This window comes from Kitasatospora sp. NPDC058184 (genome assembly GCF_042883725.1).
Classification (GTDB): domain Bacteria; phylum Actinomycetota; class Actinomycetes; order Streptomycetales; family Streptomycetaceae; genus Kitasatospora.
Genome location: NZ_JBHVVE010000003.1, coordinates 306,643 through 330,102, shown reverse-complemented (window position 1 = coordinate 330,102; position 23,460 = coordinate 306,643). Strand labels below are relative to the sequence as shown.

At 76.0% G+C, this 23,460-nt stretch carries 17 protein-coding genes; 11 read left to right on the top strand and 6 right to left on the bottom strand.

Features of this window, described 5'->3' with window-relative positions:
- The first annotated feature begins 77 nt into the window (after positions 1-77).
- Positions 78-695: an RICIN domain-containing protein gene (locus tag ACFVXH_RS07870; protein WP_387821340.1), complete on the top strand. Its 618-nt coding sequence runs from the start codon at positions 78-80 to the stop codon at positions 693-695.
- A gap of 23 nt (positions 696-718) precedes the next feature.
- Complete coding sequence (locus ACFVXH_RS07865; protein WP_387821337.1) at positions 719-1,318, top strand: RICIN domain-containing protein; 600 nt, start codon at positions 719-721, stop codon at positions 1,316-1,318.
- 123 nt (positions 1,319-1,441) lie between these two features.
- Here ACFVXH_RS07865 and ACFVXH_RS07860 read toward each other — a convergent pair whose 3' ends face one another.
- Entirely contained in the window at positions 1,442-2,518 is a 1,077-nt protein-coding gene (locus ACFVXH_RS07860) for an alpha/beta fold hydrolase (protein ID WP_387821334.1), read from the bottom strand.
- Between the two features lie 369 nt (positions 2,519-2,887).
- Between ACFVXH_RS07860 and ACFVXH_RS07855 the strand changes: the two genes are divergently transcribed.
- Complete coding sequence (locus tag ACFVXH_RS07855) at positions 2,888-5,734, top strand: ATP-binding protein (protein ID WP_387821331.1); 2,847 nt, start codon at positions 2,888-2,890, stop codon at positions 5,732-5,734.
- Positions 5,735-5,846: 112 nt separating this feature from the next.
- On the opposite strand, the gene ACFVXH_RS07850 is transcribed toward ACFVXH_RS07855, so the two are convergent.
- The gene (locus tag ACFVXH_RS07850; protein ID WP_158077773.1) at positions 5,847-6,020 is read right to left on the bottom strand and encodes a hypothetical protein; all 174 of its coding nucleotides are present in this window, start codon (positions 6,018-6,020) and stop codon (positions 5,847-5,849) included.
- Positions 6,021-6,294: 274 nt separating this feature from the next.
- Between ACFVXH_RS07850 and ACFVXH_RS07845 the strand changes: the two genes are divergently transcribed.
- On the top strand, positions 6,295-8,607 hold the full coding sequence (locus ACFVXH_RS07845; protein WP_387821327.1) for an LPXTG cell wall anchor domain-containing protein: 2,313 nt from the start codon (positions 6,295-6,297) through the stop codon (positions 8,605-8,607).
- 159 nt (positions 8,608-8,766) lie between these two features.
- Here the strand turns inward: ACFVXH_RS07845 and ACFVXH_RS07840 are convergent, their stop codons facing one another.
- From ACFVXH_RS07840 to ACFVXH_RS07830, 3 genes are all read right to left on the bottom strand, one after another.
- The gene (locus tag ACFVXH_RS07840; protein WP_387821324.1) at positions 8,767-10,728 is read right to left on the bottom strand and encodes a glycerophosphodiester phosphodiesterase; all 1,962 of its coding nucleotides are present in this window, start codon (positions 10,726-10,728) and stop codon (positions 8,767-8,769) included.
- 227 nt (positions 10,729-10,955) lie between these two features.
- Entirely contained in the window at positions 10,956-12,053 is a 1,098-nt protein-coding gene (locus ACFVXH_RS07835) for a hypothetical protein (protein WP_049659082.1), read from the bottom strand.
- Between the two features lie 224 nt (positions 12,054-12,277).
- Positions 12,278-12,868 carry a lytic polysaccharide monooxygenase gene (locus ACFVXH_RS07830; protein ID WP_117485023.1) on the bottom strand — a complete coding sequence of 197 codons (591 nt, stop codon included), beginning with the start codon at positions 12,866-12,868 and terminating at the stop codon, positions 12,278-12,280.
- A gap of 327 nt (positions 12,869-13,195) precedes the next feature.
- On the opposite strand from ACFVXH_RS07830, the gene ACFVXH_RS07825 reads away from it, so the two are divergent.
- The 7 genes from ACFVXH_RS07825 (at position 13,196) to ACFVXH_RS07795 (ending at position 22,081) form a co-directional block, all read left to right on the top strand.
- Positions 13,196-13,663 carry a MarR family winged helix-turn-helix transcriptional regulator gene (locus ACFVXH_RS07825; RefSeq protein ID WP_049659084.1) on the top strand — a complete coding sequence of 156 codons (468 nt, stop codon included), beginning with the start codon at positions 13,196-13,198 and terminating at the stop codon, positions 13,661-13,663.
- A 218-nt stretch (positions 13,664-13,881) separates the two neighbouring features.
- Positions 13,882-15,084: an MFS transporter gene (locus ACFVXH_RS07820; RefSeq protein WP_049659333.1), complete on the top strand. Its 1,203-nt coding sequence runs from the start codon at positions 13,882-13,884 to the stop codon at positions 15,082-15,084.
- A 73-nt stretch (positions 15,085-15,157) separates the two neighbouring features.
- On the top strand, positions 15,158-15,592 hold the full coding sequence (locus ACFVXH_RS07815) for a heme-binding protein (protein ID WP_387821318.1): 435 nt from the start codon (positions 15,158-15,160) through the stop codon (positions 15,590-15,592).
- A gap of 49 nt (positions 15,593-15,641) precedes the next feature.
- Positions 15,642-16,478, top strand: coding sequence for an aldo/keto reductase (locus tag ACFVXH_RS07810; protein ID WP_049659329.1), 837 nt, complete (start codon positions 15,642-15,644; stop codon positions 16,476-16,478).
- Between the two features lie 71 nt (positions 16,479-16,549).
- Positions 16,550-17,569 carry a TIGR03571 family LLM class oxidoreductase gene (locus tag ACFVXH_RS07805; RefSeq protein WP_387821315.1) on the top strand — a complete coding sequence of 340 codons (1,020 nt, stop codon included), beginning with the start codon at positions 16,550-16,552 and terminating at the stop codon, positions 17,567-17,569.
- Positions 17,570-17,713: 144 nt separating this feature from the next.
- Entirely contained in the window at positions 17,714-19,702 is a 1,989-nt protein-coding gene (locus ACFVXH_RS07800; protein WP_387821312.1) for a hypothetical protein, read from the top strand.
- Between the two features lie 159 nt (positions 19,703-19,861).
- Positions 19,862-22,081 (top strand): MMPL family transporter, encoded by a 2,220-nt coding sequence (locus ACFVXH_RS07795; protein ID WP_387821309.1) that lies wholly within the window; start codon positions 19,862-19,864, stop codon positions 22,079-22,081.
- On the opposite strand, the gene ACFVXH_RS07790 is transcribed toward ACFVXH_RS07795, so the two are convergent.
- Positions 22,078-23,412, bottom strand: a complete 1,335-nt coding sequence (locus ACFVXH_RS07790; protein ID WP_387821306.1) for a M14 family zinc carboxypeptidase — start codon at positions 23,410-23,412, stop codon at positions 22,078-22,080. The two genes, ACFVXH_RS07795 and ACFVXH_RS07790, sit on opposite strands and share 4 nt — an antisense overlap.
- Positions 23,413-23,460 lie beyond the last annotated feature (48 nt).

Here is a 23,460-nt window from a genome sequence, read left to right as displayed (position 1 = left end):
GAATCATTCGATCGGTCGATCGGCTTGGCGTTTGCTGGATTCACCGCACAGTCCAGCCCCGAGAGGAAACAGGACCCGTGATCGTTCACAAGAAGCTGGCCGCCGTCGCCGTCGCCACGGCAGCCCTCGTCGTCGGCGCCACGGGCGCGGCGTCCGCCCAGGGCGCCGAGTCCGCCGGTGGTGCCGGTGGTGCCGGTCACGTGGCCTGGAGCCAGGGCCAGGCGCCCGGCACCCAGGCCGGCACCCAGTCCGGCGCGCTCACCGCGGGCCTGTACGTCCGGATCTACAGCCTGTACCGGGGGACCACGGGCCAGTGCCTGGACGCCGACGCCACCAACGGCGGCAACGGCACCCGGGTGCAGGTGTGGGGGTGCAACGGCACCGCCCAGCAGGAGTGGTTCCTGTCCACCGACGGCAGCCTGGAGAACGTGCGGTTCCCGGGCATGTGCCTGGACGCCGACACCAACGGCGGCGGCGGCAACGGCACCCGGGTGCAGCTGTGGCAGTGCAACGGCACCACCCAGCAGAAGTGGTACCACCCGTCCGGGGACCTGGCCATCTACAACGTCCGCTACAACAACGGCAACAACACCGTGCTGGACCGCGACATCAACGTCGCCGGCGACGGCGCCCAGACCCAGCTGTGGGTCAAGAACTTCCAGTCCCAGCAGTGGTGGGACATCCGCACCGCGTGACGCCGACCCGGAGGAGACCACCCATGGCAACCAGTGGCCACAGCACAGCGGCCCGCCCCCGGACGAGGCTCGGCACGGGGGCCCTCGGGCTCCTCGCCGCGCTCGCGTTCGCCGTCGGGGCGACGCCGGCCTCGGCGTCGGCGCCGACCGCGACGGGGCAGGGCGGCGGAGCCTCGTCCCCCTCGGTCAGGGACGGGGAGATCGTGGAGCTCTGGAACTACAACAGCCAGCACTGCCTGTCGGTCGGGGCCGGGAGCACGGCGGGCGGGGCCGGGATCATCCAGTGCTCCTGTTACGGCGGCGCCGAGCAGTACTGGGGCCTCTACCCGATGCCGAACTCCGGTGGCGGCTACGAGATCGTGAACAAGAACAGCGGCAAGTGCCTGGCCGATCCGGCGAGTTCACCGAACGCCGGCGTCCAGCTGATCCAGTACGGCTGCGACAAGGGGCCGGAGCAGACCTGGTACTTCGGCTCGAACCCGGACACGGGCTTCGCGCAGATCAGCAACCGGGCGAGCGGCCTGTGCGCCGCGGTCGGCGGTTCGAGCACGACGCCGGGCGCCCCGGTCGTCCAGTGGCCCTGCACCGGCGGCTCCGAGCAGCGGTGGACGACGTCCGGTTGACGGCCGGACGACCGGACGGCCGCCGGTGACCGGGTCTCGCGGCTTCTCCCCCACGAAGCCGCGAGACCCTGCCCGACGCGGCCCGGCCTGACGTAGCCCGGACGGCCGCCTGTCCATTCGCCGTCAGAGGCGGTCGGCGTCCAGGACGGCCCGGGCGAAGGCCTCGGGTGCCTCCTGGGGGACGTTGTGGCCGACCTCGGGCAGGGTGCGGTGGAGGTACGGCCCGGTGAAGAGGTCGCGGTAGGAGGCGCCGTCGCCGGGGGCGGTGAAGGGGTCGCGGCCGGGGTCGAGGGTGACGGTGGGCACGGCGATCCGGGGGCGGGCGGCGAGCCGGTGCTCCAGCTCGTCGTAGCGGCGCTCGCCGTCGGCCAGGCCCAGGCGCCAGCGGTAGTTGTGGATGACGATCGCCGCGTAGTCGGGGTTGTCGAAGGCGGCGGCGGTGCGCTCGAAGACGGCGTCGTCGAAGGCCCAGGTCGGCGAGACCTGCTGCCACACCAGGCGGCACAGCTCGCGGCGCCTGTCCCGGTCCTCCATGGCGAGGCGCCCGCGTTCGGTGGCGAAGTAGAACTGGTACCACCAGGTGTGCTCGGCGGCGGGTGCCAGCGGCTCCTTCTGCGCCTCGACGTCGGTGATCAGGTAGCCGCTGACCGAGACCAGGGCCCTGACCCGCTCGGGCCACAGCGCGGCGATGATGTCGGCGGTGCGCGAGCCCCAGTCGAAGCCGGCCAGCACGGCCCGCCGGACGCCCAGCGCGTCCATCAGGGCGAGCACGTCGAGGGCGACGGCGGACTGCTGGGCGTTGCGCACCGTGCGGTCGGACAGGAAGCGGGTGCTGCCGTGGCCGCGCAGGTAGGGGACGATCACGCGGTAGCCCTGGGCGGCGAGCAGCGGGGCGACGTCGACGTAGCTGTGGATGTCGTACGGCCAGCCGTGCAGGCAGATCACGGCGGGGCCGTCGGCCGGCCCGTCCTCGGCGTAGCCGACATCGAGCACGCCTGCCCGGACCCGGGCCAGGCGGGAGAAGCCGGTCCGGCCGGGCACGGGGGACCCGGCCGGACCAGCGGGGGCGGCAACCCCGGCAACCCCGGCGGCCCCGGCGGCCCCGGCGGCCCCGGCGGCCGGTGGCAGGGCGGCCAGGGACAGCGCGGTGGTGCCCGCGCCGAGTCCGACGGCCCTGGTGAAGGTGCGCCTGTCGATCATTCCGGTTCCTCCACCTTCGCGAACATGCCGTCCGGGACAACGAACTGACGGTTCGTCAACGTACCGGACCACCGCCGGCTGCCATGGGCGGCACCCCGGGACGGCCGGGGCACGGGTGGCGCCCGGGGCCCCGCCGGAGCGGGCCGGACAGGACCGGGTGGGGGCGAGGGGGCCTGGGTTGCGGGTGGGGGCCGGGGTGGGAGGCAGGCGGCGGCGACGGCGCCCCGGCGGCGAGCCCCGGGCGCGGCCACGGCATGATGTGCCCATGGCCTTCGCACCCCTCCTCGGCGAGCGCCGCGCACGTGAACTCGCCGGACGGCCGTGAGCCGGCCGGTCGAGCCGGGATCGCCCGGCGCCGGATTCGCGTTCGTGGGACGTCAACCTGAACTGGACCGTCTCACCGACTCCATGCTCCGCCCGCCCGCCGTCGTCCTGATCGAGGGCGAGGCCGGCCTGGGCAAGTCCCGCCTGGTGGCCGAGGCCGCGGCCCGGGCCGCCGCCGCGGGCCGCCGGGTGCTGACCGGCTTCTGCCACCCGCTGCGCGAGCCGCTGCCCTTCGGCCCGGTGGTGGACGCGCTGCGCGGCGTCGGCCCGTTCCTGCCGCCCGCGGACCGCATCCCGGCCAGTGCCGGGGCGCTGCGCCCGCTGCTGCCGGACCTCGCCGACCGGCTCCCGCCCCCTCCCCCGGGCGCCCCCGGCGAGGGCCCGCCGGGGCTGCGGCTGCTGGTCCAGGCGGTGCGGGCGCTGCTGGGCGCGCTCGGCGAGACCGTCCTGGTCGTCGAGGACCTGCACTGGGTGGACGACGCGACCCGTGAGCTGCTCCTGCTGCTGGCCCGGGACGTGCCGCCCGGCCTGGCCCTGGTGCTCACCTACCGGGCCGAGGACCTGCCGCCGGACACCCCCGTGCTCGGCGCCGCCTACCGGCGCCCGGCCGGGGTGGGCGGCGCGCTGCTGCGGCTGTCCCCGCTCGCCGAGGCCGAGGTGCACGAGCTGGCCCGGGCCGCGCTCGGCCCGCGCGCGACCGCGGCCCTCACCCGGGTGCTGTTCGAGCGCAGCGAGGGCCTGCCGCTGGTCGCCGAGGAGGACCTGATCACGCTGGGCGAGCGGCGCGGCGCGGACGCGCTGACCACCGCCGCGGACCTGGCCGCCGACCTGGAGCAGTCCGAGGTGCCGCGCGGCCTGCGCGACGCCGTCACCGAGCGGCTGGCCGTGCTGTCCCCGGACGCGGCCGCGATCGCCTGCGCGGCCGCGGTGCTCGGCGTGCCGGCCGGGGAGGAGCTGCTCGCCGCCGTGGCCGGCCTCGACGCGCAGGCCGCGGCGGACGGCCTGACCGAGGCGCTGCGGGCGGCGGTGCTCAACGAGAAGCCGCTGGCCCGGTACGGCTTCCGGCACGTCCTGGCGCAGCAGGTGGCCTACCGGCGGCTGCCGGGGCCGCGGCGCGGCGCCCTGCACCGGCGCGCGGTGGCGGCGCTGGGCGCGCGCGAGCCGAGGCCGCTGGTGCAGATCGCCCATCACACCCTGGCGCTGGGCGACCGGTCGGCCTGGCAGGAGGTGGCGGAGGCCGCCGCCGACCAGGCGGTGGCGCTCGGGGACAGCGGCAGTGCCGGGCCGCTGCTGCGCCGGCTGCTGGACGAGCCGGACCTGGACCCGCGCCGGCGCGGGCGGGCGGCGCTGGCGCTGGCGCGGATCGCCGCCGACGGGGTGGACTCGCTGGCGAGCGCCGCGACGCTGACCGCGATCATCGCCGATCCGCGGCTGCCGGTGCCCGACCGGGGCGAGATCCGGCTGTCGCTGGGCTTCCTGATGGCCGTGCACGGCGGGGACCGGGCCGGTTTCGACCGGATCGAGGAGTCCTTGGAGGAGCTGGAGCAGCGCCCGGACCGGGCGGCCCGGGCGATGGTGGCGCTGGCCATGAACGAGCGCGACGGCGCCGGGGAGCGCGCCTGGCAGTGGCTGGAGCGGGCCGAGCGGGTCCTGGCGGCGAGCCCGGACGAGGAGGTGGCGGCGGCCGTACGGGCCACCCGGCTGACCTTCCTGGCCCGCGAGGGCGACCCGTCGGTGTGGGAGCGGCTGGAGGCGCTGCCGCGCAGCTCGGAGCGGCCGGAGATCGTCCGGCAGACCACCCGGGCGCTGTACAACGTGGGCGAGATCGCCGTCGAGCTGGGCCATGACCGGCGGGCCGCGCGGCTGTTGGAGGAGAGCCGGCGGCTGGCCCGGCAGGCGGCGATCCCGTACCTGGAGTGCTACAGCCGGATCGCGCTGGCGCGGCTGGACGGGCTGGCCGGGCGGTGGGAGGGGCTGGAGGAGCGGCTGGCCGCGCTGGGCGCCGAGTTCCCGGACCTCGCGATGGCCGGCATCGAGCAGGCGTTGCTGCTGGGCCGGCTGGCGGCGGCGCGCGGGCAGCTCGCGGTGGCGTACGCCCGGTTCGCGGAGGCGGAGCCGTACGGGGAGCGGGAGTCGCAGGTGACCGGGGCGCTGCGGGTGGCGGCCGGGCCGGCGGCGCTGCTGCTGGCGGAGGGCGACGTCGCGCGGGCGGCGGCGGTGGTCGCGCCGGCGTTGGACACCCTGCGCGCGGCGGGGGCCTGGCCGCGGGCGGCGGAGCTGCTGCCGGTGGCGGTGGAGGTGCTGCTGGCCGGGGGCGACCGGGCGGGCGCGGCGGAGCTGGCCGGGCAGGCGGGGGCGGGCCTGGAGGGCCGGGACGCGCCGGCCCCCGTGGCGGCGCTGGCCTTCGCCCGGGGCCTGCTGCTGGCCGACGGGGGCGACCCGGCGGGCGCGGGCGCGGAGTTCGTGCGCTGCGCCGGGCTGTGGCGGGAGATCGGGCGCCCGTACGAGGCGGCGCGGGCCGAGGAGCGGGCCGCCTCGGTGTCGGCGGGGGTCGACCGGGTGGCGGCCGGGGAGCTGATCGGCGCCGCCGAGCGGGCCTACCTGGCGCTGGGCGCGGCCTGGGACGCGGCCCGCTGCCAGCGGCTGCGGCGCGAGCTGGGCCTGGGGCGGGCGGCCTCGCCGGGGCGGCGCGGCTACGGCGAGCGGCTGTCGCCGCGCGAGCGGCAGGTCGCGGCGCTGGCGGCGCAGGGTGCGGCGAACCAGGACATCGCCCGGGCGCTGTTCCTGTCGACCCGTACGGTCGAGCACCACGTGGCGAGCGCGCTGCGCAAGCTGGGGGTGGGCCGGGCGGGGCTGGGCGAGGCGCTGGCCGCGGAGGACGGGGCCTCCTGAGGAAAAAGGGGGTCCCGCCCGCTCCCTCAAGAGGCGGGACCCTGTCCGTGGTGTCGGCCGTGCCGGTGGGTGGGTGGACGGTCGGCCGTGCCGGTGGTGGGTGGGTGGCCGGTCAGCCGTGCCGGTGGTGGCCGGCGCGCTCGACGAGCCGGGAGAGCCGGGCGAGGCGGGCCAGGCCCGGGCGGCGCAGGCCGCTGCCGCTGCGGCGGGCGGGCAGGACCAGTCCGGGGTCCGGGGCGGTGAAGTGCGCGTCGGCGTAGAGCCGCAGGCGTTCGCGACGGGTCATGGGGGCGACCTCCGGGGGGTGAGGGGTCGTCGGCTTGGGCGGGTTCCAGGAAACCGGCTGGGCCGGGGCGGGAACAATGCGTACCGCTACCCAATCCCCCGTACCGAATCCTGGGTACCCACCGCTCCCCCGGACCGGCGGACGGCACACCCCGGGCCGTCCGGCCACCGGTGCTGACCCGGGCGGGTGAAGAAACCACCCGTCAGGCTTCGATTCCCGCCGGCGCAGGTACGAGGTTCTGCTGTCCGTGTCGCCTCCCGACAGCGAGGTTCCCGTGTCACCTGTCCGACGGCTGCGGCCGCGTCCACCGCACGTCCTGTCCGCGCTGCTGGCGGTGGTGCTCGGTGCGGGCGCCGCAGCCCTGGCGCCGCCGCTCGCCGCGGGGGCGCCGCACACCGGGCACGCCCGGGCGGCCGCGAAACCGGCGGCCAGGGCCGCCGAGGCCGCCGCGCCGAAGCCGCGCGGGGCCGGGACGCAGCGTCCGATCGGCCCGGACCCGGTGGTCGACCTGCTGGCGCACGGCAACCTCACGATGGCCTCCAACTCGGTGCTGACCTGCGACGACAGCGACGGCACGGTCTGCTCGGACACCGAGGGCTCGAACAACGGCCGGACCAAGTTCATCAAGGTCGACCCGAACGCCCCGGGCCCCAACGCCGCCTCCGCGCAGCTGCTGCTGCCGGCCGGGGCGAACGTGCTGTCCGCCCGGCTGTACTGGCAGTTCAACCCGACCAACACCAGCACCGCGGGCGGCACCTCCGGGGACATCAACAAGGGCAACCAGGTGTCCTGGAAGGTCCCGGGCGCGAGCGGCTACCAGCAGGTGACCGCGGACACCTACGACTGGTTCGACCAGAAGGTCGGCGGGAACCCGCCGGAGCCCCTGCTGGCCGGCGGGGCGGTCAAGGACGTGACGGCCGAGGTCCGGGCCGCCGGCCCGGGCAGCTACACCGTCGCCGACATCCAGGCGTGCGCCGGCCGCTCCTCCGCGCAGAACTACGGCGGCAACAACGTCGGCTGCTGGGGCGGCTGGTCGCTGGTCGTCGCGTACGAGGACCAGGCCGAACCGCTGCGCTACCTCCAGGTCTGGGACGGCTACCAGCTGCTGCGCGACCCCGACAACTCGACCACGCTGACGCTCGGCGGCATCCGCACCCCCGCCACCACGGCCCCGCGGGCCACCATGGGGATCACCGTCGGCGACGGCGACGCGCCGATCGCCGGGGACACCCTGGCGGTCGGCTCCACGCCGGAGAACCTGACCCTCCTGCCGATGCCCGGCCCCAACGGGGTCGGCACCGACAACGCGTTCACCAGCCGGATCGACCACGTCGCCGCGGACGGCACCGGCACCAACATCACCACCCGCGACCCCGACCCGGTCAACAACTACGGCTACGACGCCCGGATGATCGACGTCACCGGCAAGATCCCGGCCGGCAGCGAGCAGGCCCTGGTCCGGATCAGCGGCGCCGGCGACGCCCTGGAGCCGCAGGCCGCCTGGCTGGCCCTCGACGCCCTCGAACCCGACCTGCGGATCACCAAGGCCAACACCCCGCCCGGCAGCCCCGACGACAACCCGCCCGGCCTGGTCGGCCCCGGCGAGACCATCACCTACACCTTCTCGGTGGCCAACCGCCGCCAGGACGGCAGCAGCACGGACCTCGACACCGCCACCGGCGTCACCCTGACCGACACGATCCCGGCCGGCACCACCTTCGTCCCCGCCTCCAACCCGGCCTGCCAGGCCGGCGGACAGACCGTCACCTGCACCGTCCCCGACCTGCCCCCGGGCGCCGAGGCCAACGTCGCCTTCCAGGTCACCGTCGACGCCTCGACCGCCGTCGGCACCCACCTCGACGACACCGCCACCCTGCGCTTCGAGGGCAGCCAGACCCGGCGGGCCCAGGAGCGCACCAGCAACACCGTGCGCAACACCGTGGCCGCGGTGCCCGGCTACACCGTCCTCAAGACGGCCACCCCCACCACCGCCAAGCCCGGTGACACCGTCCGCTACCGGATCCAGGTCACCAACACCAGCCAGGTCGACGCCCCCGGCGTCACCCTCACCGACGACCTGGCCGGCGTGCTGAACTCCGCCGCCTACGACAACGACGCCGCCGCCGACCGCGGCCAGGTCCAGGTCACCGGGACCACGCTGACCTGGAGCGGGGACCTGCCGGTCGGGGCCACCGCGACCATCACCTACTCCGTCACCGTGCGCTCCACGCTGACCGCCGACGCCGTGCTGCGCAACGCCGTCACCTCCACCACCTACGCGAACAACTGCGCGCAGGGCTCGACCGACGCGCGCTGCCGCACCGAGGTCCCGGTCACCGTGCCCAGCCCGAGCCCGTCGCCGAGCCCGTCGCCCAGCCCGAGCCCGACGTCCTCGCCGAGCCCCGGCCCGACGACCTCGCCGCAGCCGAGCCCGAGCCCGACCCACGCTCCGCCGCCGGGCCACGGCGGCCAGCTGCCCGAGACCGGGAGCAACGCGGCCACGGTCCTGCCCTTCGTCGGCCTCGCCGCGCTCGGCGCCGTCGCGACGGGCCTGCTCCTGCTGCGCAGGAGCCGCCGCACCCGCTGAGCCCCGCACCCGCACCCGCACCCGCACGACCCCACGGCCGCGCCCACGCCCCCCGCGTGGGCGCGGCCCCGTGCTGTCGTCCGCCACCGGGCACGCCGCGGCCCCGCACCGCCGACGGGGGCGCTGCGGGGCCGGGGCGATACGGGGCCGGGGCGCCGGTCAGCCGCGCGGGGCGGTGTCCAGGGCGCGGGCGTCGGCGGCGATCAGGCCGGCCCGGTCGGCGACGACGCCGCGGCCGGCCTGGTCCTCGGCCCAGGCGGCGAGCGGCCGGTACTGGCCCTGGCCGAGCATCGTGGTCAGGGTGGCGACGGCGTTGCGGTCGGCGCCGGAGGTGAGCACCAGGGCGGCCAGGCCGGTGGGGGTGGCGGCGACGGTGAACCCGGTGGTGGTCTCGGCGCGGCCGCCGGGGCCGGTGGCCTCGGCGCGCAGGGTGTGCCCGCCGAGCGGGAGGGCGGTGGCGTCCAGGGCGGTGCCGGGCGCCAGCTCCTTGCCGTCCAGGGTGAGGCGGACGGTGTCGGCGCCGGTGGACTGGACGGCGGTCACCGGCCGCGCGGCACGGTCCAGGGTGGCGCCGGCGGCCGGGGAGGTGATCGCCACGGTGGGCGCGGCGGGCCGGACGGGGGCGCCGCCCTGGAGCCAGGCGCTGTTCCAACCGGCGAGCTCCGCCGGGCGGTTGGTGATGACGCCGTCGACGCCGGCGGCGTCCAGGGCCTTCCAGCGGGCGGCCGAGTCGACCGTCCAGACGTTGACCGCGACGCCGGCCGCGTGCAGGTCCTTCACCACGTTCGGGCGCGCGGCGAGGCCGGCGTCGGACGGGTTGTAGGCGGACAGGCCGAGGTCCCTGGCGACCGCCACCGGGTCGGCGTCGAAGTCGCCGCGCAGCAGGCCGAGCGGCAGCTCGGGGGCCAGCTCGCGGGTGTAGCGCAGGGCGTCCACCTCGAAGCTCTGGACGAAGACCCGGCCGGTCATGCCGTGGTCGCGGACCTCCTTGACGATCCGGGCGACCTCGTCGCGGCTGTGCTGGCCCTTGATCTCCAGCAGCAGGCTGCCGCCTCGGGTGCGCAGGTCCTCCAGCTGGGCGGCCAGGGTGGGGACGCGGGCGCCGGCGTAGGCGGGGCCGAACCAGGAGCCGGCGTCCAGGGAGTCGATCTGGGCGGCGGTCAGGTCGCGGATGCGGCCCTTGCCGTTGGTGGTGCGGTCCACGGTGTCGTCGTGCAGGACGTAGGGGACGCCGTCCTTGCTGGGCTGGACGTCGTTCTCGATCCACTCGGCGCCGCCGCGGCGGGCGATCTCGTCGGAGAGCAGGGTGTTCTCGGGGGCGGCGGAGGAGGCGCCGCGGTGGGCGAAGACGGTCAGCGGCGCGCCGGCCGGGCGCAGCCAGCCGCCGGGGGCGAGCGCGGTGACCTTGAGGTCGTCGAAGGAGACGGTGGAGCCGTTGACCACCAGGGCCTGGCCGCCGTCGGCGCTGCGGGCGACCAGGGTGGTGCGCAGGGCCTCCTTGCCGTCGAATATCCAGAGGGCGGTGGTGCCGTGGACCTCGACGGCGATGCGCACGTCGCGGCCGGTGCCGGCGGCGGTGGGGGCCGCGGCGGTGTTGGTGACGTTCCAGACGTTGGCGGGGGTGCGCTGGGCGAATTCCAGGCCGTTGGCGGCGGTGGTGCCGGTGCGCATGGTGGCGATCGACCAGGGGGTGACGCCGGACGCGGGGACGTCCAGGCCGAGGGCGGTCCAGCGGGCGTTGTCCTGGACGCTCTCGAAGCGGGCGGTGGCCTCGATGCGGAAGTCGTCCAGGTGGCGGCCGAAGGTGATCCGGCTCTGCTGCCCGGAGTTGGCGGAGGTGCCGACCAGGCGGCCGCCCTCGACCTTCCAGTCGCCCTCGACGGCGGTGAAGCCGGCCGGCAGGGCGGGGCCGGAGAAGTGCTCGTCGAGGACGACCTCGCCGGGGGCCGGGGCGGCGCCGGCCGCGGCGGCCGCGGGGGCCGCGGGGGCCGCGGGGGCGGCTTCGGCGGAGACGGCGCTGGGGACGTTCAGGGCGACGGCGGCGAGGCCGAGCGAGGCGGCGACGGCGGCGGCGAGCAGGCCGGTGCGGCGGGCCGAGCGGGGGCGGTGACTCTGTGTCATGCGCCGCAGGTTAGGGGCGATTGCCGAACCGGGCGCCACGATTCCGGGAACCGTTCGTGGCCGTTGCACGTGCGGTGCGCGAAGATGGCGGATTCCGTGCGCCGGTTGGCCGGTTCGTTTCCGTACGAGCGTGGCGGGTGCGCGGCGGGGCCGGGTGCGCCGCAGCCGCCCGCCGGGGTGTGGTGACCGGACGGGCGGCCGCGGTGGCGGGGCGCTTCGGGGGCGGGTCAGTAGCGCAGGACGGCGGCGATCCGGCCGGCGTCGGCGAGGGTGTCGTCGGGGACGAAGCCGACCTTTCCGCCGGTGTCCAGGGCGCGCTCGATCACCTCGTCGACGATGTCCTCGCGGGCCCCGCTCTCGCCGGCCTCGGCGGGCACGAGGTGCTCGCCGTCGTCGCGGACGGTGGCGCGGAAGTTCTCCTCGACCACCAGGCGGGCGATCCGGCCCTGGCCGACGGCCTGCCAGACCTCGTCCAGTCCGGCCGCGAACTGCTGGGCGCCGCGGGCCTTGTCGAGCTGGGCGAGGTGCTCGGCGACCTCCTGGTCGGCGTGGGCGCGCACGGCGGGCTCGACCACCTTGCGGACGGTCTCGGCGTCGGCCTGGGCCAGGCCGCCGTGCGGCAGCTGGGCGGCGGCCTCCTTGGCGATCGGGCCGACGGCGTCCAGCAGGGCGAGCGCGGCGGCCTCGCCGACCACGTACAGCGGGCGGGGCGCGGCGGCCAGCAGCCTGCCCACCTCGGTGTCGGCCTGGCGCAGGAAGGTCTTGGTCGCCTCGTCGCGGAAGGTGCTGGGGGTGTCGCCGATCTGCTCCTGCCGCTCGGGGTCGGGGTTGTCGAAGACGCGCGTCAGCGGGAAGCCGTGCCCCTTGTCCTCGGTGACCCGCTCCTCGGTGCCGCCCCACAGCACCACCTTGTCGGCGGCCACCGCGAGCACCCAGTGCGGGCGCTCGGCGGCGTGCGAGGCGACCAGGTTGCGGGTGAGGAAGGTGTCGGACAGGACCACCCGGGCGGGGGCGGTGCGCCCGAGTGACCAGACCTGGTGCTCGCCGGGCGCGGCGAAGACCGCCAGGCCGTCCTCGGCGTGCACCAGGTCGACCTCCGTCAGGGCCCGGTCGAGCTGCTCCAGCACGTCGATCCGGTCGGCGCGGGAGACCTCCGGGTCGGCCTGGACGCGTTCCTTCGCCTCGGCCAGCAGGTTGCGCAGCCGGACCGGGTCCTGGGTGTTGTCCGGCTCGCGGCGGTGGGTGGGCATCAGGATCGACACCGCCGGGTAGGGCCGCGGCCGGCGCAGCTCGGCGAGGACGGCGGGGCTGAGGTCGGGGCGCATGGAGACCCTTTCCGAAGGCGGTCGGCCTTCTTGCGTGGACGCGCGGAGCCTTGGCACTGCTGCCAAATGTCGCCAATGTACCTATTTGCGGCTTCTGCGGCGCGCGAGCACGGACGGGGAGGGGCCTTCAGCACGGGGGGCGGGCGGCCCGCCGGCGCCGTCCGGGTTCGGGCGGCGGCGGCGGGCACGCGACGGCCGGGGCCGTCGGGACGGGCGGGGAGCGGTCAGAACTGGACGTCGGTGCAGGAGTAGAAGGCGTTGCCGGTGTCGGCGACGTCCCAGACGGCGACGACCACCTGGTGGCCGGTGCGGCCGGTGGGCAGGGTCGCGGTGTGGGTGGTGGTGGCGGCGGGCTGGCGGCCGTTGTAGGGGACGGTCAGGAACGGGGTCAGGTCCAGGGCGGCCCGGGTGATCGGCTGGCTGGCGTCGTAGCCGGGCTTGGTCAGGAAGTACCTGAAGCTGCTGGTGGAGTGCCGGGCCTCGATCTCCCAGGTGAAGGTGAGCTGCTGGCCCGCCGTCACCTTGGTGGTGGGCCAGCTGCCGCCCCGGGGGTTGTCCAGCGGGGCCCAGCGGGCGTCCGCGCCGGCGCAGATGGTGCCGTCCGCCGGGCCGCGGGTCGGGAAGCCCTTGGGGCCCTCGACGCTCTGCGGCTCCCACTGGATGTCGCCGCAGTCCCACGGGACGGCGTTGGCCCCGCAGAGCGCGGAGCGGCTCGGCGGCAGGTTGATGAAGCCGTGCGACTGGGCCGGCAGGGCCGCCGCGATCGGCAGGGCGATCGCGGCCGCGGCGGCGGCGATCAGGTGGCGCTTGCGCATGGTGCTCCTCCGTGGGGGTGGATGGAGTGTGCGCCCGGCGCGGGGCGTGCGCGTGCGCGTGGGGGTGCGCACGGCGGTCTGCCCGAGACATGGCATGCCCGCGCCAGACCGGTTGCCCGACACCGTAGGATCTGCCTTCCCTCCGCGTCAATGGTCTGAACCATTTGCGCCAAAGCCGCGTGATGACTGGGCTCCGACCTGCATCCCGCAGCCCCACCCGCTCCCGAATCGCACGGGAGATTATTTGCACAAGCGCTATACAAGCTCTGGCCGATATTTCTGTTCATGGCTTATCCTGGACCCAGCCATACCCGGAAGGAGGGGCCCATGACCGCCACGGACCCCGCGCTCACCGCGCTCGCCAACGGCTGGGGCGCCCTGTCCCTCCTGCACGGCAGGATCGAGTCCCACATCGAACGCGCCCTGCAGGCGAAGCACGACCTGAGCGTGCGCGAGTACTCGCTGCTCGACGTGCTCAGCCGCCAGCACGACGACGAGGGCGGGCACCTGCAGATGAAGCAGGTCGCCGACGCGGTCGTGCTCAGCCAGAGCGCCACCACCCGCCTGGTCACCCGACTGGAGGACCGCGGGCTGCTGTCGCGCTACCTATGTCCGACCGACCGCCGCGGCATCTACACCAACGTGAGCGAGGACGGCCTGAGGCTCCTGGAGCAGGCCCGGCCGACCAACGACGCCGCGCTGCGCGAGGCGCTCGACGAGGCCGCCCGCACCCCCGCGCTGGCCTCGCTGGTCCAGGCGGTCGAGGCCGTGGACGCCGCCGCGCCCACCCGCTGACCCCGGCCGGCCCCGCGCCGCCACACCACTCCCCCGGGCCCGGCCCGTCCGAACCGCACACGCGGTCCGGACGGGCCGGGCCCGGCCGCGTTTCCGGCCTCCCGACCCCGACCCTATGGCGCGTGCCACCTATCCGCGTTTGCACTTATCGCGCGTCTGCAACTATTGTTAGGGCACGCAAGGCGCTAGCTCAAGCAATCACAGAAGGGTTCGGGCCCATGCCTCTCGCTCTCATCGCCCTGGCCATCGGCGCATTCGGGATCGGGACCACCGAGTTCGTGATCATGGGACTCCTGCCCCAGATCGCCGGCGACTACGGCGTCTCCATCCCCAACGCGGGCCTGCTGGTCACGGGCTACGCCCTCGGCGTCGTCATCGGCGCGCCGCTGATGACCGTCCTCGGCACCAGGATCAGCCGCAAGACCATGCTCATGCTGCTGATGGGCCTGTTCGTGGCCGGCAACCTGCTCTCCGCGTTCGCCCCGTCCTTCCCCGTGATGCTCGCCGGGCGCATCGTGACCTCCCTCGCCCACGGCGCCTTCTTCGGCATCGGCTCCGTCGTCGCCGCCGATCTCGTCGCCCCGCAGAAGAAGGCCGGCGCCATCGCCACCATGTTCACCGGGCTGACCGTCGCCAACATCGTCGGCGTCCCGCTGGGCACCTACATCGGCCAGGCCGTCGGCTGGCGCACCACCTTCGCCGGCGTCGCCGCGCTCGGCGTGGTCGGCCTGCTCGGCATCGCCAAGCTCGTCCCCGCCATGCCCCGCGCCGAGGGCGCCCACCTGCGCCGCGAGCTGACCGCCTTCCGCAACCCCCAGGTGCTGCTCGCCATGGCGATGACCGTGCTCGGCTTCGGCGGGGTCTTCGCCGCGATCACCTACATCGCCCCGATGATGACCAACGTCGCCGGCTACGCCGACGGCTCCGTCACCTGGCTGCTGGTCCTGTTCGGCGTCGGCATGTTCCTCGGCAACCTGCTCGGCGGGCGCTACGCCGACCGCAAGCTGATGCCGATGCTCTACACCACCCTCGGCGGCCTCGCCGTGGTGCTCGCCCTGTTCACCCTCACCGCCCACAACAAGGTCGCCGCCGCCGTCACCGTCCTGCTGGTCGGCGCCCTCGGCTTCGCCACCGTCCCCCCGCTGCAGAAGCGGGTCCTGGACCAGGCCCACGGCGCCCCCACCCTGGCCTCCGCCGTCAACATCGGCGCCTTCAACCTCGGCAACGCGCTGGCCGCCTGGCTCGGCGGCATGGTGATCAGCGCCGGCCTCGGCTACACCGCCCCGAACTGGGTCGGCGCCGTCCTCGCCGCGGCCGCCCTGCTGCTGGCCTTCTGGTCCGCCGCCCTGGAGCGCCGCGACCGCACCCGGGAGGCCGCCACCACGAGCGCGGCTCCCCGCCACGCGGCCCTGCAGCACTGACCATCGACACCACCGGCACACCACCGGCCACCGCCCCGACCGGAACCCACCCCACCCCGGGAGAAGCACCACCATGAGCACCACCACCGCAGTCGCCCCGCTGACCACCGCCGACGCCGAGCTCCTGGTCGACGCGGCCCGCAGCGCCGCCGAGGCCGCGGGCGTGCCGGTCAGCGTCACCGTCCTGGACGCCGGCGGCCACCTGCTCGCCTTCCGCCGCGACGACCGCGCCGTGCTGATCTCCGGCGAGACCAGCACCCGCAAGGCCTACACCGCCCTCCAGCTGAACGCCCCCACCGCCGACCTGGTCGACCTGGTCAAGCCCGACGGGCCGTTCCACACCCTGCCCACCGCGCTGGACCGCCCGCTGCTGTTCATCGCCGGCGGCATCCCCGTCCACCGCGACGGCCAGCTGGTCGGCGCCCTCGGCGTCGGCGGCGGCGCCCCCGCGCAGGACCACTCCTTCGCCGCCGCCGCCCTCGACCGGCTCGCCCAGCTCGCCCGGTGATCACCGCCGCCCCACCCCACCGACCACACCCTCCGAAGGAGACCAGCGCATGACCACCCCCACCGTCCCCACCGTGAAGCTGAACAACGGCGTCGAGATCCCCCAGCTCGGCTTCGGCGTCTTCCAGGTCCCCGACGACCAGACCACCGCCGCCGTCGCCGCCGCCCTGGAGGCCGGCTACCGCAGCATCGACACCGCCGCCATCTACGGCAACGAGACCGGCGTCGGCCGTGCCCTGGCCGCCTCCGGCGTGGCCCGCGAGGACCTGTTCGTCACCACCAAGCTGTGGAACGCCGACCAGGGCTACGACGCCACCCTGCGCGCCTTCGACGCCAGCCTCGCCAAGCTCGGCCTGGACCACGTCGACCTCTACCTCATCCACTGGCCCACCCCGGCCCGCGACCTCTACCTCGACACCTGGCGCGCCCTGGAGCGCCTCGTCGAGGAGGGCCGCATCCGCGCCGCCGGCGTGTCCAACTTCCAGCCCGCCCACCTCCAGCGCCTGCTGGACACCAGCGCGCTGGTGCCCGCCGTCAACCAGGTCGAGCTGCACCCCGGCCTCCAGCAGGCCGAGCTGCGCGCCTTCCACGCCGAGCACGGCATCGCCACCGAGGCCTGGAGCCCGCTCGCCCAGGGCGCCGTCCTGGACGACCCGGCGATCACCGCGATCGCCGCCCGCACCGGCAAGTCCCCCGCCCAGGTCGTCCTGCGCTGGCACCTGCAGCTCGGCAACATCGTCATCCCCAAGTCGGTCACCCCGGCCCGCATCCGCCAGAACCTCGACGTCTTCGACTTCGAGCTGACCGCGCAGGACATGGCCGCGATCGCCGCCGGCGACCGCGACCTGCGCACCGGCCCGCACCCGGACCAGTTCAACGCGAGCTGACCCCGCCCCACTCTCCCGTCCCGGGCGGTCGCACCGCCGCCCGGGGCGGGATCTTTTGTGAAGGACCCGCCATGGCCCCGTCCCACCCCGCACTCGCCCGACTGGCCCCCGCCGACGGCCGGCTGACCATCGGCCTGGAACTGCCCCTGGACAACGACTGGGGCCAGGACCGCGGCCGGGCCGACCGCGCGGCCGGCCGCCCCTTCGGCGTCCCCGACCTCGCCGGGCACGCCCGCCTCGCCGCCCTCGCCGACCGCCTCGGCTTCGCCGCCCTGTGGGTGCGCGACGTCCCGCTCTACGACCCCGTCCGGTTCGGCGACGCCGGCAGCGTCTTCGAGACCTTCACCCACCTCGGCCACCTCGCCGCCCTCACCCGCGACGCGGTCCTCGCCACCGGCGCGGTCGTCCTGCCGCTGCGCGAACCGCTGCTCGTCGCCAAGGCCGCCGCCACCGTCGACGTGCTCTCCGGCGGGCGCCTGCTGCTCGGCCTCGCCAGCGGCGACCGCCCCGTCGAGTACCCGCTGTTCGACCGCGACTTCCAGGGCCGCGGCGCCGCCTTCCGCACCGGCGTCGAGACGCTGCGCGCCGCCTGGCGCCCCGGCCCGCTGGAACTGCCCGCCGCCGGCCTCGGCGCCGAGCAGCAGTTGGAGGTCCTGCCCCGGCCCGTCCACCCCGGGGGCATCCCGATCGCCGTCGCCGGCGGCGCCCAGCAGAGCCCCGAGTGGATCGCCGAGCACGCCGACGCCTCCCTCAACTACCCCCGCGACCCGGACGCGCTGCGCACGCGGCTGCGCCAGTGGCGCGACCTCGCCGGCGACAAGCCCTACCTGACGCCGATGGTCCTCACCCTCGCCGAGGACCCGGCCGCCGCGCCGCGCCCCATCCGGCTCGGCCTCAGCACCGGGCGCACCGCCCTGATCGAGCACCTGGAGCTGATGGCCGAACTCGGCGTCGCCCACGTCTCCTTCAACCTGCGCCCCAACGACCGCCCCGTCGACGAGCTGCTCCAGGAGCTCGCCGAGGAGGTCCTGCCCCGCTTCGCCGCCCCCGCCGCCGTCCCCTCCGCCGCGGCGGCCGGCCGGCGCGGCTGAGCCGGGGACGGGCCCCGCGCCGGCTCGCCCGTACCGGGCAATTTCCGCCGCGTCCCGCGGCCGGATGCGCCCGGGCGGCCGGCCGGTGTGGCAGGCAGGGGGACGAACCGCCGTTCGTCCCCCTACCGCCGAAACGGAGCCCCCATGCGCCGACGCCGCGGCGTCCTGCTGACCGCCGCCCTCCTGGCCCAGCTCGCCGCCGGACCCTCCCACGCCACGGTCGCCGCCCCGACCGGCCAGTGCGGGGTGGTGCGCAGCGGCGACACCCCGCTGGGCGGCGCCGAGGTGACGCTCTACCAGGCCGGGGACGGCGCGGGCGCCGCGCCCCGGGTGCTGGCCCGCACCCGCAGCGCGCGGGACGGGCGCTTCGTCCTGGACTACCGCCGCCCCGAGGACCCGCGCGCCGTGCTGTACGTGCTGGCCGGCCTGCCCGGGCCCGGGGGCGCGCGCGGCGCCGGCGGGCCGGCGGTGCTCGCCGCCGTCCTGAGCGGGGCCGGGGCGCCGCCCGAACTCGTCGTCAACGAGCGCACCACCGTGGCCGTCGCGTACGCCCTGGCCCGCTTCACCGGCCCCGACGGCGTGGCCGGCCCCGACCCCGGGCTGCGCAACGCCGCCGCCGTCGCCCACAACCTGGCCGACACCGGCACCGGAGGCATCGCCGCCCCGCTCGCCGCCCCGCCCAACGGCGCGCTCACCTCGACCCTGGCCGAGTTCAACACCCTCGCCAACCTGCTCGCCGCCTGCGTCGACGGCGTCAGCGGCGACTCCTGCGACCGGCTGCTGGACCTGGCCCGGCGCCCCGGCCGGGAGCGGCCCCGCGACACCCTGCGGGCCGCCGTGGACATCGCCCACGACCCGGGCCACAACGCCGCCGAGCTGTTCGCCCTCGCCGCCACCGCCCCCCGCTACCGGCCCGCCCTGCCCGCCGCCCCCGAGGCCTGGACCGTGGCCCTGCGCTACGACGGCAACGGCCACGAGCTCGACGGCCCCGGCAACATCGCCTTCGACGCCGACGGCAACGCCTGGGTCAGCAACAACTACCGCTACGGCGCCGACCCCACCGTGCCGGTCTGCGGCGGCGACACCGTCCTGAAGTTCACCCCGGACGGCCGGGACGCCCCCGGCGCCCCCTACCGGGGCGGCGGCCTGTACGGCGCCGGGTTCGGCGTCACCGTCGACGCCCGGGGCTCCGCCTGGGTCGCCAACTTCGGCTTCCAGGGCCATGGTTGCCCGATCGACCCGGCCCCGCTGGAGCGCAGCCTCTCGCAGTTCGCCCCGGACGGCACCCCGCTCTCCCCGCCCGAGGGGTGGCGCGCCGACGGCATCGTCCAGCCCCAGGGCCTGGCCGCCGACCGCTCCGGCACCGTATGGGCGGCCGGCTGCGGCGTGGACAGCGTGACCCGCGTCCCCGACGGCGACGCCACCCGCGCCCGGGAGGTCCCCACCCCCGCGCTGCACAAGCCCTTCGGCGCCGCCGTCGACCCGGCGGGGCGGCTGTGGGTCAGCGGCAACGGCAGCGACAGCGTGCAGGTCCTGGGCCCCGACGGCACCCTGGAGCGGGCGGTGACCGGCGGCGGGCTGCGCCGCCCGCTCGGCATCGCCACCGACAGCCGGGGCAACGCCTGGGTCGCCAACAGCGGCATCCTGCCGGTGCCCTGCGGCGACACCACCGCCGGGGACCTCGCGGACGCCGCCGTCGCGGGCGACACGGGCCCGCGCCCGGGTGCCTCCGTCACCCTGATCCGCTCCGACGGCACCCCGGCCCCCGAACCCTTCACCGGCGGCGGCCTGTTCCTGCCCTGGGGCGTCGCCGTCGACGGCGAGGACACCGTCTGGATCGCCAACTTCGGCGGCCACCGCGTCGCCCGGCTGTGCGGCGTCGACCTCGCCGCCTGCCCGCCCGGCTTCACCACCGGCCAACCGCTGTCCCCGCCCGACACCGGCTACCCGAGCGACGGGCTGGAGCGCAACACCGGCCTGCGGATCGACCCGTCCGGCAACGTCTGGCTCGCCAACAACTGGCGCACCCTGCCCCTGCAGACCAACCCGGGCGGCCACGAACTCGTCGTCCTGGTCGGCGCCGCCGCACCCGTACCGGCCCCGGGACTCGGCGGGGCCGCCGCCCGGCCCTGACCAGGGGCCGGCCGCCCCTGCCCGGCGGCGCGGGCCCACGGGCCGGTGCCGCCGGGGCCGTAGGGGCGACTACCCGCCGGTACCGGTGGCGGGCCGTGGGCCGTCGGGGACACTGCGCCGAATCGGCGCACCGCCGTGCAGGAGACCCGGGAGCCTTCCATGCCGCCGTCCGCCCGCCCCGCCCCCTCGGCCGCCGCGCCACCGGCCCGGCGCTCGGCGCTGCGCCGCCTGGGCGAGTGGTGCGCGCGCCACTGGCTGACCGTCATCCTGCTGTGGCTCGTCGCCCTGGCCGGCGTCCAGGCCGCCAACCGGGCCGTCGGCGGCTCCTACTCGGACGACTTCTCGCTGCCCGGCACCCAGGCGCAGCAGGGCCGGAGCGTGTTGCAGGCGCACGAGCCGGCCGCGGCGGGCACCAGTTCCCAGGTGGTGCTGCACGACGCGGCGCAGCTGACGGGCTTCCAGCCGCAGATCGCCGAGGCGGTGGCGGCGCTGCAGCAGCTGCCGCACGTGCTGTCGGTGCAGAGTCCGCTGCCGCCGCCGGGGCAGGGCCCGGTGCCGGGCGGGCCGCTGTCCGCCGACGGGCTGACCGGGTACCTGACCGTACGGTTCGACACCAATCCGACGCTGCTGGGCAAGGACTACCTACCGGGGGTGGACGCGGCGGTGGCGCCGCTGCGGGCGGCCGGGGTGCAGGTGGAGTACGGGGGTCCGCTGGGCGAGCTGGCCCGGCCGGCGGCGGACGACCGGTCCAGCGAGGTGATCGGTTTCGCGGTGGCGGTGGTGGTGCTGCTGGTGGGGTTCGGCAGTGCGATCGCGGCGGGGCTGCCGCTGCTGACGGCGCTGGTCGCGGTGGTGGTCGGGCTGGGGGTGCTGGGGCTGGTGGCGGCGCTGTCGACGTTCGCGACCGTGGCGCCGACGCTGGCGACGATGATCGGCATCGGGGTGGGGATCGACTACGCGCTGTTCCTGCTGACCCGTCACCGGCAGAACCTGATGGACGGGGTGGACCCGGTGGCCTCGGCCGGGCAGGCGGTGGCCACCAGTGGGCGGGCGGTGCTGGTTTCCGGCTGCACGGTGGTCATCGCGCTGTCCGGGCTGTCGGTGTCGGGGATCTCCTTCATCGCCAAGCTGGGGGCGGCGGCGGCCGTCACGGTGGTGTCGGCGGTGCTGGGGGCGCTGACCCTGCTGCCGGCGCTGATGGGGCTGATCGGGCGCCGGATGGACCGGTTCGCGGTGCGCCGTCCGGTCGCCGAGGCGGGCGGGGACGGGCGGGGCGGGGCGTGGCACCGCTACGCCCGGCGGGTGGAGGCGCGGCCGTGGTGGTACCTGGTGGCCGGGGTGGTGGTGCTGGCGGTGCTGTCCGTCCCGCTGTTCTCCATCCAGCTGGGCCACATCGGCGACGGCGCGGACTCCACGGACTTCACCGACCGGCGGGCCTACGACCTGATGTCGCAGGCCTTCGGGCCGGGCTCGAACGCGCCGCTGACGGTGGTGGTCGACCAGGGCGCGGTGCCCGCCGACGCGCGGGCGGGGGTGCAGGCCTCGGTGCAGCGGGCGCTCACCGGCCTGCCCGGCGCCGCGAGCAGCACCCCTCCGCAGACCAGCCCGGACGGGGCGGTGCTGTTCGCCACCGTCGTCCCGGCGGGCGCCCCGCAGGACCGGGCCACCACCGACCTGGTGAACCGGCTGGCGGACACGGTGCTGCCCGGCGCGGTGGCCGGCAGTGGCGCGCGGACGTACGTGACCGGCAACACCGCGGCGCAGGTCGACTTCCTGGACATCGTGTCGAGCCGGCTGGTGCCGATCATCGCGGTGGTGGTCGGGCTGGCCTTCCTGATCATCCTGCTGGTCTTCCGCGGCGTGCTGGTCGCGGTCAAGGCGGCGGTGCTCAACCTGCTGTCGATCGCGGCCTCGTACGGGGTGGTGGTGGCGGTGTTCCAGTGGGGCTGGGGCGGGCCGGCGCTGGGGGTGGCGGGGAAGGTCCCGATCGAGAGCTACGTGCCGATGATGATGTTCGCGATCGTCTTCGGGCTGAGCATGGACTACGAGATCTTCCTGCTCTCCCGGGTGCACGAGGCCTGGCTGCGCACCGGGCACAGCCGGGACGCGGTGGCGCACGCGCTGGAGATCACCGCGCGGGTGATCACCTGCGCGGCGCTGATCATGGTGAGCGTGTTCGCGGCGTTCGTCGTCAGCGACAACGTGGTCATCAAGATGATGGGTCTGGGCCTGGCGGTGAGCGTGCTGGTGGACGCGACGGTGGTGCGGCTGCTGCTGGTCCCGGCGGTGATGACGCTGCTGGGCTCGGCGGCCTGGTGGACGCCGCGGTTCCTGGACCGGGTGCTGCCGCACATCGACACCGAGGGCACCAACGCCTAACTCGCCGGGTGGCGCAGGGCGACGGCGGCGCGGACGGTGGCGGCCTGGTGGGCGGCCTGGCGGGCGACGGGGAGCCAGACGGGCTGGAAGGTCCGCTGGTACTGGGCGCACCAGTCGCGCAGCAGGTGGTCGAGGCGGGCGGCCTGGGGTGCGGCGGGGGCCCCGGCGACGCGGACGGCGCGGCGCAGCAGGGCGGCGGCGCGCACCGGGACGCGGTGGGCCCACAGGTCGATGCCGGTGAGGCGGGCGCGGGTGATCGGGGTCTGCAGGAGCTCCTGTCCGTGGCCGTCGGGGTCCCATGCGTCGGCGAGTTGACGCAGGGCGGTGAGCGGGGTGCGGGCGGCGCGCAGCAGGGGGGTGTCGGGGTTTCGCACGTAGGGCAGGGCGGCGTCGAGGAGTGCGGTGAGGAGTGTGCCGCGGTGGCGCAGGCGGTCGGCGCAGGTGCGCAGGTGCGGGCGGACGGCGGTGGCGGGGCGGGTGTCGCCGAGGTGGGCGCTGGTGAAGGCGGGGACTTCGACGAGGACGGTCTGGCCGCCGTGGCGCTGGGGGGCGAACCAGGTGCCGGCCCGGGCCTCGTCGGCGCCGTGGTGGGGGGTGAGGACGCCGGTGGTGGTCTCCTGCCGGTCGATGTGGTGGGGGGTCATGAGGTAGACGCCGGGGCCGGATTCGTGCAGGCGGAAGGTGTCGAAGTTGCCGGTCTCGACGGGGATGCCGTGGTGGGCGGCGGAGCGGGCGAAGGGGTGGGCGAGGGCGGCGGGGTCGCTGGTGGCCTGGAGGAAGGTGCCGCCGACGTCGGTGCTGTGGAGGGAGAACTGGAGGGTGGGGCGCAGTTCGTCGATGAGGTCGAGGAGGGTGCGGCTCTCGGGGAGGTCGGCGCCGGCGGCGGGGGCCCATTCGGGCTGTTCCTCGGCGGCGGGGCGGTAGTAGTGGTCGAAGTAGTCGGGCAGGGTGCGGGCGTGGCGGCTGCCGTCGGCGAGGTGGGCGCCGTCGGGGTCGAGGCAGAGCAGGAAGTGCCAGGCGAGGTCGGGGCGTTGGGCCGTGAGGGCGTGGTGGGCGAGGTCGTCGACGGCGGCGCGGGCGGCGAACTCGTCGGCGTGGGCGCCGGCGACGACGAGGAGGTTGTGCGGGGCGCGGCCGGTTCCGTGCGGGGCGGGGCCGACGGTCAGCAGGGTCAGGGGGCGTCCGGCGCGGGAGGTGCCGACGGTGCGCACCCGGCAGCGGTCGGGCCGGTGGGCGGCCAACTGGTTGGCGGTGGCGGTGAGTTCGTCGAGGCTCGGGTAGCGGTCGTGGAGCTTGGCGGCCCGGCCGGCCGGGGTCGTCGTGTCGGTCACCTTCGGTTTCCTCCCCTGTGGTCGTGGCAGTAGTTCTACCTGGCACGC

What these genes read in the sequence shown, in the direction of transcription:
- ACFVXH_RS07865 (WP_387821337.1), top strand. Translation starts at nt 719, where the DNA reads ATGGCAACCAGTGGCCACAGCACAGCGGCCCGCCCCCGGACGAGGCTC.
- ACFVXH_RS07860 (WP_387821334.1), bottom strand. Translation starts at nt 2,518, where the DNA reads ATGATCGACAGGCGCACCTTCACCAGGGCCGTCGGACTCGGCGCGGGC.
- ACFVXH_RS07850 (WP_158077773.1), bottom strand. Translation starts at nt 6,020, where the DNA reads ATGACCCGTCGCGAACGCCTGCGGCTCTACGCCGACGCGCACTTCACC.
- ACFVXH_RS07840 (WP_387821324.1), bottom strand. Translation starts at nt 10,728, where the DNA reads ATGACACAGAGTCACCGCCCCCGCTCGGCCCGCCGCACCGGCCTGCTC.
- ACFVXH_RS07835 (WP_049659082.1), bottom strand. Translation starts at nt 12,053, where the DNA reads ATGCGCCCCGACCTCAGCCCCGCCGTCCTCGCCGAGCTGCGCCGGCCG.
- ACFVXH_RS07830 (WP_117485023.1), bottom strand. Translation starts at nt 12,868, where the DNA reads ATGCGCAAGCGCCACCTGATCGCCGCCGCCGCGGCCGCGATCGCCCTG.
- ACFVXH_RS07825 (WP_049659084.1), top strand. Translation starts at nt 13,196, where the DNA reads ATGACCGCCACGGACCCCGCGCTCACCGCGCTCGCCAACGGCTGGGGC.
- ACFVXH_RS07820 (WP_049659333.1), top strand. Translation starts at nt 13,882, where the DNA reads ATGCCTCTCGCTCTCATCGCCCTGGCCATCGGCGCATTCGGGATCGGG.
- ACFVXH_RS07815 (WP_387821318.1), top strand. Translation starts at nt 15,158, where the DNA reads ATGAGCACCACCACCGCAGTCGCCCCGCTGACCACCGCCGACGCCGAG.
- ACFVXH_RS07810 (WP_049659329.1), top strand. Translation starts at nt 15,642, where the DNA reads ATGACCACCCCCACCGTCCCCACCGTGAAGCTGAACAACGGCGTCGAG.
- ACFVXH_RS07805 (WP_387821315.1), top strand. Translation starts at nt 16,550, where the DNA reads ATGGCCCCGTCCCACCCCGCACTCGCCCGACTGGCCCCCGCCGACGGC.
- ACFVXH_RS07800 (WP_387821312.1), top strand. Translation starts at nt 17,714, where the DNA reads ATGCGCCGACGCCGCGGCGTCCTGCTGACCGCCGCCCTCCTGGCCCAG.
- ACFVXH_RS07795 (WP_387821309.1), top strand. Translation starts at nt 19,862, where the DNA reads ATGCCGCCGTCCGCCCGCCCCGCCCCCTCGGCCGCCGCGCCACCGGCC.